At 40.9% G+C, this 15,864-nt stretch carries 13 protein-coding genes; 6 read left to right on the top strand and 7 right to left on the bottom strand.

Features of this window, described 5'->3' with window-relative positions; all coding sequences use genetic code 11:
* The first annotated feature begins 58 nt into the window (after positions 1–58).
* The 4 genes from A7P54_RS07700 (at position 59) to A7P54_RS07685 (ending at position 2,933) form a co-directional block, all read left to right on the top strand.
* Positions 59–577 (top strand): hypothetical protein, encoded by a 519-nt coding sequence (locus tag A7P54_RS07700; protein WP_004801255.1) that lies wholly within the window; start codon positions 59–61, stop codon positions 575–577.
* A gap of 61 nt (positions 578–638) precedes the next feature.
* A complete protein-coding gene (locus A7P54_RS07695; protein WP_004801253.1) occupies positions 639–1,952 on the top strand; it encodes a hypothetical protein in 1,314 nt (437 codons plus the stop codon).
* Positions 1,953–2,035: 83 nt separating this feature from the next.
* Positions 2,036–2,689 carry an adenylate kinase gene (gene adk / locus A7P54_RS07690; RefSeq protein WP_004801251.1) on the top strand — a complete coding sequence of 218 codons (654 nt, stop codon included), beginning with the start codon at positions 2,036–2,038 and terminating at the stop codon, positions 2,687–2,689.
* A gap of 61 nt (positions 2,690–2,750) precedes the next feature.
* Positions 2,751–2,933, top strand: coding sequence for a hypothetical protein (locus A7P54_RS07685; protein WP_004801249.1), 183 nt, complete (start codon positions 2,751–2,753; stop codon positions 2,931–2,933).
* On the opposite strand, the gene nth is transcribed toward A7P54_RS07685, so the two are convergent.
* Positions 2,930–3,616, bottom strand: a complete 687-nt coding sequence (gene nth, locus A7P54_RS07680) for an endonuclease III (RefSeq protein WP_004801248.1) — start codon at positions 3,614–3,616, stop codon at positions 2,930–2,932. The genes A7P54_RS07685 and nth overlap by 4 nt on opposite strands.
* Positions 3,617–4,432, bottom strand: a complete 816-nt coding sequence (locus tag A7P54_RS07675) for an RnfABCDGE type electron transport complex subunit B (protein ID WP_289846861.1) — start codon at positions 4,430–4,432, stop codon at positions 3,617–3,619. It abuts the gene before it with no gap.
* Between the two features lie 357 nt (positions 4,433–4,789).
* Between A7P54_RS07675 and gdhA the strand changes: the two genes are divergently transcribed.
* On the top strand, positions 4,790–6,136 hold the full coding sequence (gene gdhA / locus A7P54_RS07670) for an NADP-specific glutamate dehydrogenase (RefSeq protein WP_171549220.1): 1,347 nt from the start codon (positions 4,790–4,792) through the stop codon (positions 6,134–6,136).
* 88 nt (positions 6,137–6,224) lie between these two features.
* On the opposite strand, the gene A7P54_RS07665 is transcribed toward gdhA, so the two are convergent.
* The 5 genes from A7P54_RS07665 to A7P54_RS07645 all read right to left on the bottom strand — a co-directional run bounded on the left by A7P54_RS07665 (position 6,225) and on the right by A7P54_RS07645 (position 12,361).
* Positions 6,225–7,331 carry an META and DUF4377 domain-containing protein gene (locus A7P54_RS07665; protein ID WP_004801243.1) on the bottom strand — a complete coding sequence of 369 codons (1,107 nt, stop codon included), beginning with the start codon at positions 7,329–7,331 and terminating at the stop codon, positions 6,225–6,227.
* 191 nt (positions 7,332–7,522) lie between these two features.
* Positions 7,523–8,296 (bottom strand): class III extradiol ring-cleavage dioxygenase, encoded by a 774-nt coding sequence (locus A7P54_RS07660; protein ID WP_005202340.1) that lies wholly within the window; start codon positions 8,294–8,296, stop codon positions 7,523–7,525.
* A gap of 100 nt (positions 8,297–8,396) precedes the next feature.
* Positions 8,397–8,876 carry a 23S rRNA (pseudouridine(1915)-N(3))-methyltransferase RlmH gene (gene rlmH / locus A7P54_RS07655; protein ID WP_004801239.1) on the bottom strand — a complete coding sequence of 160 codons (480 nt, stop codon included), beginning with the start codon at positions 8,874–8,876 and terminating at the stop codon, positions 8,397–8,399.
* Positions 8,877–9,199: 323 nt separating this feature from the next.
* Positions 9,200–11,629 carry an endopeptidase La gene (gene lon, locus A7P54_RS07650; protein ID WP_005269993.1) on the bottom strand — a complete coding sequence of 810 codons (2,430 nt, stop codon included), beginning with the start codon at positions 11,627–11,629 and terminating at the stop codon, positions 9,200–9,202.
* A 144-nt stretch (positions 11,630–11,773) separates the two neighbouring features.
* The gene (locus tag A7P54_RS07645) at positions 11,774–12,361 is read right to left on the bottom strand and encodes a 5-formyltetrahydrofolate cyclo-ligase (protein ID WP_171549219.1); all 588 of its coding nucleotides are present in this window, start codon (positions 12,359–12,361) and stop codon (positions 11,774–11,776) included.
* Between the two features lie 485 nt (positions 12,362–12,846).
* Between A7P54_RS07645 and A7P54_RS18975 the strand changes: the two genes are divergently transcribed.
* A partial coding sequence (locus A7P54_RS18975) for an ESPR-type extended signal peptide-containing protein (protein ID WP_289846860.1) occupies positions 12,847–15,864 on the top strand: 3,018 nt, incomplete at its 3' end.

The raw sequence follows: 15,864 nt of genomic DNA, 5'->3' as shown, positions 1-15,864 counted from the left end.
TCACAAACAGTTTGAAATAGGATTTTCCAATACACTCTTAGGGAAAATGGAGAAAATAATGAGAAAAATTTGCCTTTTATTATCGGTTTTAACACTTACTGGTTTTGCCCATGCTGACGAAAATCCGTTTAAGCCTGAGCCTAAATTAAAAGATGCAAACGTTTCAACGTGGAATGTAGGTGCAGGTTTTACTAAGAAATTATTACATGCCAACCTTGAATGGGTAAATCCGTATGGGATTGCCTACGCCAAAGCGGGTGCATTTTTAAATGATGACAATGAACCTGGTGGACAAATTGGATTCCGTTACCCGTACTACTTAACTGGTACCGATAAAAATGGTTATTACCTTGGTGTCTATGCAGGACATTTAGACAGTAAGAACTATGGGGGTAAACAAAAGGGCAACTTGGGTGTTGGTGCCGATCTTGCTTATGTCTGGTTGAATAGTGAGCGTATCAGCACATTCAGTGTAGGCGCAGGAGTACGCGAAAAAATAGAAGATGGGAATGGCAATACTGTGAAAAAATCAGAACCTGTCCTTCAGTTTTCTTATACCTTAAGTTTTGGTTTGTAAGAGGAAATTAACGTTTATCCTTTTATAGGCCATCATGTATCAATAATTCAGAGAGTCATGCATGTTTGATTACGTCAATGAATTGTGGCAGATTTTCCTAAATCGACCTGACCATCTGGCAGTCTTGAGTATCATCCCTGTGACCGCCTTTGTAACATGGGCACACGTATGGATGGCATTGAAAATGGTATTTTACCCAATCAACTTTTGGGGCTTCCATTTAGGACCATTACCTGTCGGTTGGCAAGGAATTGTGCCACGTAAAGCTGGACGTATTTCAGGCATCATCACTGATAACACGCTATCTAAATTGGGTTCATTGCGAGAGTTTTTAGAAGCAATGGATCCTGAAGATATGGCGATGATCATCGGTGAGCAGGTAGGGTTTGAGCTTGAGCATCTGATTGATGAAGTGATGATTGATCGTAATGCTGTACTTTGGGAAAACCTACCTTATTCGATTAAGCGTCGTATCTACGCGCAAGCACATAAACAGTTACCCACGACACTTAGGGAACTTGTGACTGAGCTGACCATGAACGTTGAGTCACTGGTGGACATGCGTGAAATGGTGGTGAGCCAAATGGAAGGTGACCGCCGTTTAATGGTACGCATGTTCCTGAAAGTGGGTCAGAAAGAAATTAATTTTATTTGGCATATCAGTGCATTAATAGGGATGTTCTTTGGTATATTCCAAATGATCGTTTGGTTTGTAGTGCCATGGCACTGGACGGTTCCGTTTTGGGCAGCAATCTGGGGCTTTTTAACCAACTGGATTGCGATCTGGATGGTCTTCAATCCGATTGAACCACACTATATTCGTTATCCGCAGATTTTTCGTCTGACCAAAGACCGCAAATTCCCTTGGATTGTACCTGTGTTAAAGATTGGTACTTACAATGTTCAAGGTGCATTTATGAAGCGTCAGGAAGAGGTTTCCGATGTATTTGCCAGTGTAGTGACTGAAGATTTAATTACCTTAAAGTCCATCATGACTGAAATGATGTATGGTAGTAAAAAAGACAAAACTCGTCGTATTGTCAAGCGTCATATCAATGAAATTATGGAAACTCCACTGGTCAGAACCTCATTGCAGCTTTCATTAGGGCCAAGAGAATATGCTAGACTCAAGACCGACTTGATTGATCGCTCAATTGAAATTACCATGGGACCAGTATGTGACCCAGCTTTGAATGCAAGTCGTGCGCAGAAGATCTTTCAAATGTTTAGAGACCGCATCCGTGAACTAACACCGAAAGAGTTCCAAAACTTATTGCGTCCTGCGTTCCAAGAAGATGAGTGGATCTTAATTGTACTCGGTGGGGTGACTGGTTTCTTTGCTGGTTTAATTCACTTATTTGTTGCTTTCTTATAATTAATTTGATGTTGGTTGAGTGATAAGTCTGTATGATATTGCTCAATTTAAGATTTATTGTTTTTAAATGAGGATGTTCTTTTATGCGCATTATTTTACTCGGACCACCTGGGGCAGGCAAAGGTACTCAAGCTCAGTTGATCTGTAAGCGCTACAATATCCCACAAATTTCAACCGGTGATATGCTCCGTGCTGCAATTCGTGAAGGTACTGAACTTGGCTTAAAAGCGAAAAGCGTCATGGAATCAGGCGGTTTAGTCTCTGATGAACTGATTATTGGCTTGGTTAAAGAACGTATTGCTCAGCCTGATTGTGAAAATGGTTGTATCTTTGACGGTTTCCCACGCACAATTCCACAAGCTGAAGCATTAGAAACAGCTGGAATTAGCATTGATCACGTGATTGAGATTGCTGTACCTGACGAAGAAATCGTGCAACGTCTTTCTGGGCGTCGTCAGCACCCTGCATCGGGTCGTGTTTATCACATTGTTTACAATCCACCAAAAGTGGAAGGTAAAGATGATGAAACAGGTGAAGACCTTGTTCAGCGCCCAGATGACCAAGAAGAAACGATTCGTAAGCGTCTTGGGTCTTACCATAGCGAAACTGAGCAATTGGTTGGTTTCTATCAAGGTCGTGCTGCTTCTGGTGAAAATGCACCGACTTATGACAAGCTAGATGGTTTACGTGCCATCGAAAACGTTCAAGCTGATTTATTTGCAATCTTAGATAAATAATTTAAGTTGCCGATTTTAAAAGAGCTCTGAATACAGAGCTCTTTTTATTTGGAGGAAGCTCATGCTAAAAGTTGTTTTGATTTTAGTGGTCATTTTCAGCATCGTTTTACTGTTATTTCTTTTGTACCAAAGTCAGAAAATGCTGCGTCATGTGCAACAGCAACAAGCTTTGGAAAATAGAAAAAATGGTAAAGCTCGCCAATTACATCCAAAGCTGCAACAGCAAAAAAAACCTCAGGATTAACTGAGGTTTTTTATTGCGATTGGTTTGCTTGCACCAAATTCAAACCGATCTGGCCAGTTACAGACATCTGCAACGATACATTCACCACATTTTGGTTTACGTGCAATACAACAATAACGCCCATGCAAGATCAGCCAGTGATGGGCATCAATAATAAATTCTTTCGGAATCACTTTAATCAAGCGATCTTCCACTTCTAAAACATTTTTTCCAACAGCTAAACCAGTGCGGTTACCGACACGAAAAATGTGCGTATCAACGGCCATGGTCGGCTGACCAAAAGCAGTATTCAGTACCACATTCGCTGTTTTACGTCCTACACCGGGGAGGGCTTCCAGTTCTTTACGTGTTTCTGGAATTTGTCCTTGATATTGATCCACCAAAATTCGGCAGGTTTTAATCACGTTTTCAGCTTTAGAATTATATAAGCCAATGGTCTTGATATATGATTTTAAACCATCAATTCCGAGGTCTAAAATGGCTTGAGCGGTATTGGCAACAGGATACAGTTTATCCGTGGCTTTGTTGACACTGACATCAGTTGCTTGAGCAGACAGCAATACAGCGATCAATAGCTCAAAAGGAGAGGAGTAGTTCAGCTCGGTCTGAGGATTCGGTCTCTGTTCACGTAAACGTTCAAAAAAAGTCTGAATCTGCTTTTTAGTCATATTTTTTACGGGCATTTAGACCTCCTGCAACTCAGTTAGACGTTGTTGTAAAGCAATCAATTGAGCTTGCTTTGATTCATCAGCACGAACACTGAGTTGTTTTTCGAGTTTTTTAATCTGGGTCCGTACTTTCGCAAGTTCGATTGTTGTTTTTGCATCGAGTGTGGTGTTTTCTTTCGGCTTATCTACCAAGGTTATCACTGGAACATTATTGAGCGCCTGAGAAAATTGGGCGAAAAACTCCACATCAATTTCAGCACGTACAATCGGCCCTTTACGGCTCAAGCGACGTTTTTCTTCACGTTGGATATGCGCGTAATAACGATGTCTTAAATCATCCTGTTCAGCCGTACGTTGCGTTGTGGTGGGTAAAGGTTGGGTATCTTCAACCAAATCAATGCAGTCGACTGGACAAGGTGGAATGCATAACTCACAACCCGTACACAGGTCAGTCAAAATACTGTGCATTAATTTTCCACTACCAATAATCGCATCGACAGGGCAGGCACTAATACATTTGGTACAGCCAATACATTCATCTTCACGAATCACAGCTTTGATCCGTTGTGGTCGACCATCCAGTTGAATATCCCAAACGCTGGGTTCAGCTTTGAGTTGCGGGCGTTCTAACAAGGCTGCCAGTGCATCTGCAACAGGTTGTCCACCAGGCACACATTTATTGGCTTCCTCACCCTCTGCAATCGATTTTGCATAAGGTAAGCAGCCATCACGATGCCCGCATAAACCACATTGTGTTTGTGGTAACAGTTGGTCAATTTGGACAATAAGCGCATGTTGTGCAGTTGGGGACATGTATCGAAGATGAAGCAAAAAAACAGGGAGCTTAGTATAGCAAATAATGATTTATCGCGGCGAAGCAATCGAAAAATATCCGTAGCGTTGAAAATAGGTTATGCTTAGAAATAGTGCTTTTATTGATGTTTTTTAGTGCAATTAAGTTTTCAGATAAATCTGCTTTCCTGTTGGAATGTGACTTTTTCTACATTTTTGACCTTCATTTATTATATAAATAATGAATATTTATTAACATAAGTAAATGATTTTAATTAATAAAAATAGTTAAGCTTAAAAATAATATTGTGATGAAATAGTAATCTGTATTTAATAGATGAAAACTCTATTTTGGTGCATTTTTAGCACCAAGATAAATCACAAGCTCGGGGGTGAATGTTGAAATACAATAGCTTAAATGACTTTCTGGATTATGTTAAAGCTAGAGATCCATATCAACCTGAATTTTTGCAAGCGGTCGAAGAAGTGATGACCAGCTTGTGGCCATTCATTGAGAAAAATCCGAAATATGCTCAATATGGCTTGCTAGAAAGACTGGTTGAACCTGAGCGAGCGATTCAATTCCGTGTATCGTGGATGGATGACCAAGGTCAGACCCATGTCAATCGTGGTTTCCGCGTTCAATACAACTCTGCAATTGGTCCATACAAAGGGGGAATGCGTTTCCATCCTTCTGTGAATTTGTCCATTTTAAAGTTTTTAGGCTTTGAGCAAACCTTTAAAAATGCGCTAACTACTCTGCCAATGGGCGGTGGTAAAGGCGGTTCGGATTTTGACCCTAAAGGTAAATCTGAAGCAGAAATCATGCGCTTCTGCCAAGCTTTGATGCTGGAGCTATACCGTCATCTAGGCTCAAATACCGATATTCCTGCTGGGGATATTGGGGTGGGTGGTCGAGAAGTTGGCTATATGACAGGCATGATGAAAAAGTTAAGTAACGACACATCTTGCGTATTTACAGGTAAAGGGATTTCATTTGGCGGTTCATTGGCTCGCCCTGAAGCAACAGGCTATGGCACAGTGTATTTTGCAGAGGAAATGCTGAAAACTCGTGGCGATAGTTTTTCCAATAAAACCGTATCGATTTCAGGTTCAGGCAATGTGGCGCAATATGCCGCAGAAAAAGCGATGTTCTTAGGCGCTAAAGTTGTGACTTTGTCTGATTCAAATGGTACGGTCTATTTAAAGAATGGCTTCACTAAGGCTTTGCTCGATGAAGTGATGGAATTGAAAAATGTTCAACGTGGTCGGATGTCAGAATTTGCATCAAAGCATGGTTTTGAATATTTCGAAGGCAAAACGCCGTGGCATATCCCAGTCGATATTGCTCTACCTTGTGCAACACAAAATGAGCTGAATGCTGAAGATGCAGTAACGTTATTGTCGAATGGCGTGATTTGCGTAGCAGAAGGCGCGAATATGCCATCTACACTTGAAGCGGTTGAAAAATTTATTGCAGCGAAAATCCTGTATGCACCAGGTAAAGCATCGAATGCAGGTGGGGTAGCAACTTCAGGTTTGGAAATGTCGCAGAATGCCAATCGCTTGGGTTGGTCATTTGAACAGGTTGATGAGCGTTTACATGCGATTATGAAAGAGATTCATCGTAACTGTGTCAAATACGGGACTCAGGATGATGGCTCAATTAACTATGTTGATGGGGCGAATATTGCAGGTTTTGTAAAAGTTGCTGATGCAATTTTAGCGCAGGGCATTTATTAAAAATCGTACGAAATCTCTTTTTTATAAAGAGGGAATTTCCATAAAAAATCCGATGACAAAGCATCGGATTTTTTATTTCTAAATGAAATTATGGTTTTTTCACAATCTCTTGCTCAACAACCATATCGAGTACGTCTGCAATGCTTGATTGGTCAGCAGCAGGGTTTTTAATGTCAAAACGTTTAACACGTACAATCACACGTTGTTGTGGGTTGTGTTCAAAACCTTCGATTTGACCGTAGTACAATGACCAGTTTTTATCTGCGTAAGTTTTTAAACCTTTGTCATCATATTTGATTTCACGAACTTGCATACAAGTTTGTGGTGCCACGCCTGTGCAAGACTTAGTTTCTGGTGAAATTTCCAAGAAAACTGTTTTACCTTCAGACTGGTATTTCGCTTCTGGGGTCATTTTACCAACGAAAGTATATTTTTGACCTTTAGCATCCGCGATTACCAATGTTGGTTGCTCTGGGTTGGTTGCATTTACTTCAAACGCGATTTGACGTTTTTGTAGAAGATCACCTGCGAATTTTTCTTGTGCCATCAATGCTGGTTCACATGCCATCATAGTTGATGCACCATCCCCTGTAGCGATTAAACCATTTTCAATTTTCCATGATGTATTTAAGCGGTTACAACCTGTATCTACAGATAAGCGATCATTGGCTAAGAAGCTTAATACGATTGGACGTTTGGTATCAGCAGGTTGATATGACCAAGTATAGTTGGTTAACACGTTACTATTCGTCACTTTTGCACCTGTAAATACATGTTTTTGACCTTTACTATCCGTCACAGTCAAGATGGCTTGACCATTTACTGTGCTGATTTCAAATGGTACTTTTTTCTCGCTGAAGATGTCAGCAGATAAGCGCTCTTGCTGCATTAAATCATCAGCACAAGCCATCATTGTTGATACAAGCGGGGAAGTTACAATCTTGTTGCCTTCAACAGCCCAAGTACCGCCTTGGTTGTTACAGCCCGTTTGGATTGCAAGTTTTTGGTCAGCGTTAAAAGATAACACTAAAGGTTTAGATGCTTTAGAACCTTGGTAAGTCCAATTATATTCAGTTAGGTTTTTTGCAGCAGTTGTATTAATTTGAGAAATTACATTATCAGTCACATTTTGCACAGTTTGGCACGCCATTAAAGAAAGCGGAAGTAATGCAAGAACTAAATATTTGATTTTCATATTCAAAACAACGATAAGTAAATAACAGACATAAGCTTAAAGTATTCTTAAAAAGAGAACATGGTAACCGTTTAGGAATTAAGTTCGTTAAATGTTTCTATTTGTAAAATTTTGGAAAAATATAGAAGATTTATAGGCTTGCCATTATTTGGTTCAAGCCTATTTTATAATTATGTGATGTAGTTGGTTATTTAGTCAAAACGATAAATATCCATACCCAACGAGCCCATCGAGAAGCTGCTATGTACAATATTGAAACGATGACCTGTACCCATTGCAAAGAATAGTGGCGCAAGGTGCTCAAGGCTCGGGTGATTACGCTCAATATAAGGCAAAGATGGCCAATCTAGTACCGCATCGTAATCTTGATGACTGAGTTTACTGACCACTGTATTACGGAAAGTACTGGCCCATGCGGGTACATCGGCATCAGCATGCCATGACAATTCAGCCAGATTGTGAGTAATACTGCCTGAACCGATCAACAGAATTTGTTGCTCTCGTAACGGTGAGAGTACTTCTCCAACATGGTAAATGTCGTCAGCACTCATATAAAGGGGGAGTGAAATCTCAATCACAGGGATATCTGCATCTGGATACATGTGCAAAAGCGGCATCCAGACGCCATGATCGCGTGGACGGGTACTATTGGCATGTGCAGAAATGCCGGCTGTTGCAAAGCGCGAGAGGATTTCTTCTGCCAGTTTTGGTGCGCCTGCCGCAGGGTAGCGAATGTCATATAATTCAGGCGGAAAACCACGGAAGTCATGCCACGTTTCTGGGCGTGTTGAAGTGTTGACTTCTAAGGCTTGGCTTTCCCAGTGCGCTGACATCACCACTATGGCCTGTGGTTTCGGCAAGTTACTGCCCAGACGATGCAGTGCAGGACCCACTTGCTCTGGATCAAGTGCCAGCATGGGCGAACCATGAGAAATAAATAATCCGGGTAAAGTTTGCAGATCCATAAATAAACACCTGAAAGGGAATACACCATTATGCTGACAAATTCAGTACTGCAGTGATAGCCCTTAAATTTCAACATGTTGTTCTAAAATTAGAACAGTTTTAAGCACGATGGTACGGGTGGTTATGATTAATACTCATGGCACGATAAAGTTGCTCAATCAGCAGAATACGTACCATTGGGTGCGGCATAGTCAGTTTTGACAATGACCAATGCCAAGCAGCAGCTTTACGAACAGCATCGGAATGTCCATCAGGACCACCAATTGCAATCGCAATATCATTGCCTTCAAGCATCCATTGTTTCATCGTATCAGCTAATTTTTCCGTACTCAGCTCACGCCCATTTACTTCTAAAGCAATCAAGGTTTCATTAGATTTGAGTGCATTTAGAATACTTTCACCTTCAATTTGACAGTATTTCAAAATATCTGCCTCAGAGTCATTTTTGCCGCGTTTTGCCATTGGAAGCTCAATCACCTGCGTTTGTACAAAGGGCTGGATACGTTTGAAATAGTCTTCAAATCCAGTTAACACCCAAGCAGGCATTTTTTGACCAATGGTGAGAATGCGGATTTTCATAGGCGTGTGTGCTTGAGGAAATGAGCCCTATTATAAACGCTGTTCTTTGTTACATGCAGGTAAGTATGGTTTATCTAGTCATAAAAAATACAAAAAGTAGTTGTAGCATAGTCATAAAAAACGCAGCTCAAAACGCGTATGAGCTGCGATCAAAGTGCCATCCGTCTGGAGTTCGGATGGCGCTAAAATGAGTTCATGAGTCAAATTTAGCCTTTGTTTTTATCGACTCTATTTTATTATGCCGCATGTTGGTTATTTTTCAACCATATTGTGTAACAAAAAAAGAGAGCCGAAGCTCTCTTTTATTTCCAATCATTTACTGATTAGTGACGTGCTGCTTTTGCTTCTTCGACTGGTTTTACAATCGGTGTCTTTGGCAAAGGCTTTGGTGTATCTGTCAGTGCTAAAGGTAGAATTTCATCAATGCTTTTCACTGCTTTGATTTCTAATCCTTCTTTGACATTGTCAGGAATTTCAGCCAAATCACGGACGTTATCTTGTGGAATAAACACCAGTTTGATTCCACCACGGTGAGCCGCCAGAAGTTTCTCTTTTAAGCCACCAATACGCATCGCGCGACCACCTAAACTGGTTTCACCTGTCATCGCGATATCTGGACGAATCGGAATACCTGTAAATGCCGACACAAGGGCAGTGGTCAGGGCTAAACCAGCAGATGGACCATCTTTTGGCGTTGCGCCTTCAGGCAAGTGAACATGCACATCTGTTTCTTCAAAACGTGATGCTTCAATTCCCAATTCATCAGCACGCGTACGTACTACAGTCATCGCAGCGGTAATTGATTCCTTCATTACATCACCAAGTGAACCAGTAGTAATGAATTTACCTTTACCTTTGACTGCTGCAACTTCAATGGTAAGTAATTCACCACCGACAGAGGTCCAAGCCAAGCCATTAACACGACCCACTTGTGCTTCATCTTCTGCAATACCGAAGTCAAACTTATGTGGACCTAAGTATTCAGGAAGATTGGCTGAAGTCACGTCAATCTGTAAGTTTTTAGACTTCTTGCTCACCGCTTCTTTCACGACTTTACGGGCAATTTTAGACACTTCACGCTCTAAACTACGAACACCCGCTTCACGTGTATAACGTTGTACGATGTCGCGGATTGCCTCTTCGTGAACAGTCAATTCTTTTGTACGTAAACCATTGTTCTTGATTGCTTTCGGAACAAGGTAACGTTCAGCAATATTCACTTTTTCATCTTCGGTATAACCCGGAAGACGAATGACTTCCATACGATCCAGCAAGGCCTCAGGAATATTCATACTGTTTGCAGTACAGATGAACATCACTTCTGAAAGGTCAAGGTCAAGATCTAAATAATGGTCATTGAACTTGCTGTTTTGTGATGGATCAAGTACTTCAAGCAACGCTGAAGCAGGATCACCACGGTAATCTTGTGCCATCTTGTCGATTTCATCGAGTAAGAACAATGGGTTCTTGACACCGACTTTCGTCAATGACTGCACGATCTTACCTGGCATCGCACCAATATAAGTACGACGGTGACCACGAATCTCGGCTTCATCACGTACACCACCGAGTGCCATACGGACAAACTCACGACCTGTTGCTTTTGCAACTGATTCACCGAGTGAAGTCTTACCAACACCTGGAGGACCAACCAAACATAGGATCGGACCTTTGAGTTTTTTAACACGAGACTGAACTGCCAAGTATTCAACAATACGGTCTTTTACGTCATCTAAGCCGTAATGATCTGTATCAAGAATTTCCTGTGCTTTCGCAAGGTTAATACTGACCTTGCTGGCTTTATTCCAAGGCGTATCTAAAATAACTTCTAGATAGTTGCGAACAACAGCAGCTTCGCTTGAAGCAGGTTGCATCGCTTTCAGCTTACGAAACTCAGCTTCAGCTTTTTTACGTACGTGCTCAGGTAAATCTGCTTCCGCAAGACGTTTTTCAATTTCTGCAACGTCATCTTCCGCACCGCCATTCATATCGGAAAGTTCACGTTGAATGACCTTCATTTTTTCATTTAGAAAGTATTCACGTTGGTTCTTTTCCATTTGGCGTTTTACACTGTCATGCAGCGTTTGCTCAATTTGCTGTTCAGCAGATTGATTCATCAAATAGCTCATTAACTCTTGTAAGTGATCTTCAAACTCGTCGTGCTCTAAAAATTTTTGTTTCACTTCAATATTTAAAGGTACACGAGTTGCAACGAAGAACATCAATTGCAATAAGTCTTCGATTTTGTTTGCTGCTGCAACGAGTTCACGTGCATTACGTAGTTTCGCTTCTGCATATTGAGCGAATAGGGTACGTAATTCATTTAAGCGAGTCTCTTGGGTCTCTTCGTCCAAAGGTAATGTCATTGGGCTTAAATGATGTTCAGCTGTTAAGTATTCTTCTCCGTCAATAATGCGTTCTAACTTAGAACGATGTAGACCTTCAATAAGTACTTTAATGCAGTTTTCATCATTTTCATGATTGACTACTTGTACGATCTTAGCCACGGTTCCATATTGATAAAGATTATCGTGATCAATTTCTTCTGTGAGCGAATCTTTTTGCGCAACTACAAATACTAAATTGTCACTGTTACGAGCCACATCCACTGCATTGATCGATTTTTCACGACCCACGAATAGCGCGATTTGCATGTGTGGATACACCACAACATCACGTAACGCTAATAGTGGTAATACACTTGGAACCTGTGGCTCTAAGCTAGTTTCATTGTTTAAGATATATTCAGACATGGGCACTCCTAATGAGTGACAACGGTGTTGCCATGTTTTTTATAGTGATGTGCATTTGAAAAAATACAAGGGGGTAGGATTAGAAAATATAAAAAAAAGACTAAATTACTCAAGATTCATTGCGGAAATAAGAAAAAAAGCATGCTAAGGCATGAAATAATAAAACTTTTTAGGGCAAAGTAAGGCATTTAATGGTTGGTCCCATTTCTGCCTTACTAGCGGGGTGTCAACATATTGAAATGTGTGAGCAAGACCAAGACGATAAGGACGATATTTGGCTGATGCCAAGGTTCGATCATAATAGCCGCCGCCCATGCCAATACGTGTTCCAAACTGATCACAAGCCAATAAAGGCATGATAAGTAAATCCAAATGTGAAACATGTTGGCCACGACTTGCCATCGGTTCTTTCATGCCAAGTGGATGATGAGAGAAACGTTTATTTAAATATTGTCGTGAGCTTACTCTGACCCAAACCAAATTTTGATTCATATTACAAATCATAGGTAAATAAACCTGCTTGTTTTGCCGAAAACAAATCTTTAACAGTTGATCGGTATGTACTTCACCAAAGGCATGTAAATAAAGTCCAATTTTTGATGCGGATTTAAATCGAGTAAATTGTCTAAGTTGAACCAAAACACGTTGTTCAGCTTTCTTCTGTTCGTAATGAGAGAGTTGTCTTCTTTTTAAACGGAGTTGTTTTCTTAATGCGTTTAATGTCTGGCTCATAAGGTTTAAAAAAACTGTTTTGAGGTAAAGGCAATCATACCTGATTTATTGTCTGAATTCTAAAATCAAAACTTTTTATACTTTTAAGTAAAATTAACAACTTATATATCAATCTGTATTTATTCTAATAAATATGATTTTAATTATTTATTCCAATAATTAATGGGTATTTGAGGTATTGAATATTATTTATTAATACATTAAAGAGTAATTACTCTATTTTTCATGTTCTTTATAAAATAAAACACAATAAAAACAAAATGAAACAAATAATTATTTTTATTATTTTAATCAAATATTTAGTTAATTGTTTATTTTGTGAATATGAGAAATATATCTCACTTTATGGATAAAAATGTTTATTAATACTTTACCAATTTCCTTGGTTTTATTAGCATCCGCGACTCTTTTTTTAGCACCGAACTAAAAATGCTCATTGGCATTTTTAGACCATCAATAACTGTAGTAATTATCTGAGAATTTTTATGAATAAAGTATATAAAGTGGTTTGGAATGCATCGATTGGCGCATGGGTTGCAACATCAGAACTCGCAAAAAGCAAAACAAAAACCAAATCAAAAGTTCTCAATTTATCTGCTGCAGTTTTAGTTGGGGCAATTAGTTTTTCTCCTGCTGCGTTTGCTGCAAACGGAACTGAGAGTGGAGGGGGAGCAGGGACTTCCATTTCTGGAAATCGATGTTCAGAAGGGGAAGCAAACACCTCCGGTAACCGAGATATCGCAATTGGTTGTGGTGCAAAAACGCAAGGTACGGGTGTCTCCAATATTGCGAATCGTCAAAACCCTTATAACAATTCAACAGGTGCATTTGCTGGAGCACAGAAACAGGGTGGTTCTATTAGTTTAGGAACAGGTGCTACAACTCAAAATAATTTTGGCACAGCAATTGGTTCTTATGCGACGACGACTGATATTGCAGGTATTGCAATCGGTACTGCAGCATTGTCAAAAGGAAATACTTCTCTGGCGATTGGTCGTCAATCAGCAGCAACAGCAGATTATGCACAAGCACTTGGTAACGTGGCGGCTGCAACAGGTAAAGGGTCTTTGGCCATTGGTCATTCTGCAACAGCAGAAGGTTATCGTGCAATTGCGATTGGTTCACCAGATATTGAAAATGCAGGTTCTGTCGCTGGCCAAGCAGGTGCTGAATATCAATCAAAAATGGCAACTAAGGCAACAGGTAAAGACTCGATTGCATTTGGTGGTGGTGCGGTTGCAACTCAAGAAAACTCTTTGGCTATTGGAGCATTCTCTGAATCGACTGGTGCAAAATCAGTTGCGATTGGTACTGGCGCAAAAGCTAAAAAAGATAATGCCGTTGTTATTGGTGACCAAGCAGAAACAACTTTTGATGGCGGTGTAGCCGTTGGTAAAGGCGCACGTTCAGAAGCTGAAAACAGTATTGCTCTTGGTAAAGATTCAAAAGCAACACAAGCAACGGGTGAAAGTTTCTTAACCAAAAAAGCGGCACCAACAGGTGTTCTATCTGTCGGTGATGTTGGTGCTGAACGCCGTATTCAAAACGTTGCTGATGGTGCTGTAGATTCTGATGCTGCAACTGTTGGTCAATTAAAAGCCGCACGTACCCATTATGTCAGTGTAAATGATAATGGTACACAGGGCGGCAACTATGAAAATGACGGTGCTAAAGGACTTAACTCTATAGCAGTAGGAGTGAATGCAAGTACCAATGCACGTGAGGCGATGGCTCTGGGTAGCAGTGCTAAAGCCACAGGATCAGGCTCTATTGCAATGGGTTCGGGTTCAAATACTGTAGGTCGTGGTGATATTGCGATTGGACGGGGTTCTGCGACGAAAGGTGTGGATGGTGTAGATAGTAATCAATCGATTGCAATTGGTGATCAAACCAAAGCGATTGGTGACCAGTCAGTTGCGATTGGTGCAGATGTAATTGCACGCGGTAACTCGTCAGTTGCAATTGGTGGTGATGATGTTGATAAAATTGCACAAGATGCTGAACTGAGCAAAATTTATACTGATATCACTGGTGGTGTGCTAAAAGCGGGTCGTTATCCGACAACTGAAGCGAACCATGGTTCCACAGCAGTTGGTACTCAGGCAGTTGGTACTGGTGCATTTTCATCTGCATTTGGTATGACCTCAAAGGCAACTGGTGATGCTTCATCTGCATTTGGTGTGATGTCAAATGCTGCAGGTAAAGGTGCTTCTGCATTTGGTGCTGTTGCACAAGCAACAGGAGATGGCGCATCAGCAATGGGTATTAACTCACTTGCATCTGGCACAAACTCAACTGCAATTGGTTCGGGTAATAAGCCTGGTGAAGGCGCAACGGCAACAGGTAATGGTGCTGCTGCAATTGGTAGTAATGCCAAAGCGACTGGTGATAGCGCTGCGGCAGTGGGTAAAGGTGCTGAAGCGACCAATGAAAATGCTGCTGCGATTGGTGGCGGTGCTAAAGCGACAGGTAAAAATTCTGCTGCAATTGGCGGTGGTGCATTGGCTGATCAGGAAAATGCTGTAGCAGTTGGTCAAGGCGCACAATCAATGGTTGTTGGTGGTGTGGCTTTGGGTGCCCGCAGCCGCGTTGAAGCTGAAAACAGTGTGGCATTGGGTCAAGATGCGATTGCAACTGCAGCGACAGGTGATTCATTCCTTACCAATCGCGATGCATCGAAATCGAATGGTGTTATTTCTGTTGGCTCTGATGGAAAAGAACGCCGTATTACTAATGTTGAAGATGGCTCTGCTGATTCAGATGCAGTAACTGTACGTCAGCTGAAGAACGTTGATACTCGTGTGAATCAAAACACGCAAAATATTACTAACTTAAATCAAAAAATTGATGATACCAAAACTGATTTAGGCAACCAGATTGCAGATACCAATAACAATTTGAATGATGCCAAAACAGATTTAGGCAATCAAATCAACAACACCAAAACAGAATTCAATACCAAGATTGACAACACCAAGACTGAGTTGGAAAACAAAGGCTTGAACTTTGCAGGTAATGCAGGTGCAGATGTACATCGTAAGTTGGGTGGGAAGTTAAATATCGTTGGTGGTGCTGATGCAGCGACTGCAGAAGACAAAACCAGCGGTGAAAACGTGATTACCCGTAGCACAGCAGATGGTATCAAAGTTGAATTGTTGAAAGATGCGAAGTTTGACAGCATTACCACTGGTGACACGGTATTAAACGACAAGGGTGTGATCATTAAAGATGGCCCAAGCATTACCAAAGATGGCATCAATGCGGGTGACAAAGTTATCAGCAATGTTGCAGATGGTGTGAATGGTAAAGATGCAGTCAATGTTGACCAGTTAACCAAAGTTAAAGATGGTTTAGATGGCAAGATTACTGATACCAATACTAAGTTGGACGATGCGAAGAAAGACTTGGGTAACCAAATCACGGACACCAACAACAAGTTAAATGACACTAAAGATCAGTTAACGACTCAGATCACAGATACAAAAACTGAGTTAAACAACACG

It is taken from the genome of Acinetobacter sp. Ac_3412 (assembly GCF_013072675.1).
Taxonomy (GTDB): domain Bacteria; phylum Pseudomonadota; class Gammaproteobacteria; order Pseudomonadales; family Moraxellaceae; genus Acinetobacter; species Acinetobacter higginsii.
Note: the sequence above shows the minus strand (reverse complement) of the source record. Positions and strands in the feature narration are given on the sequence as shown.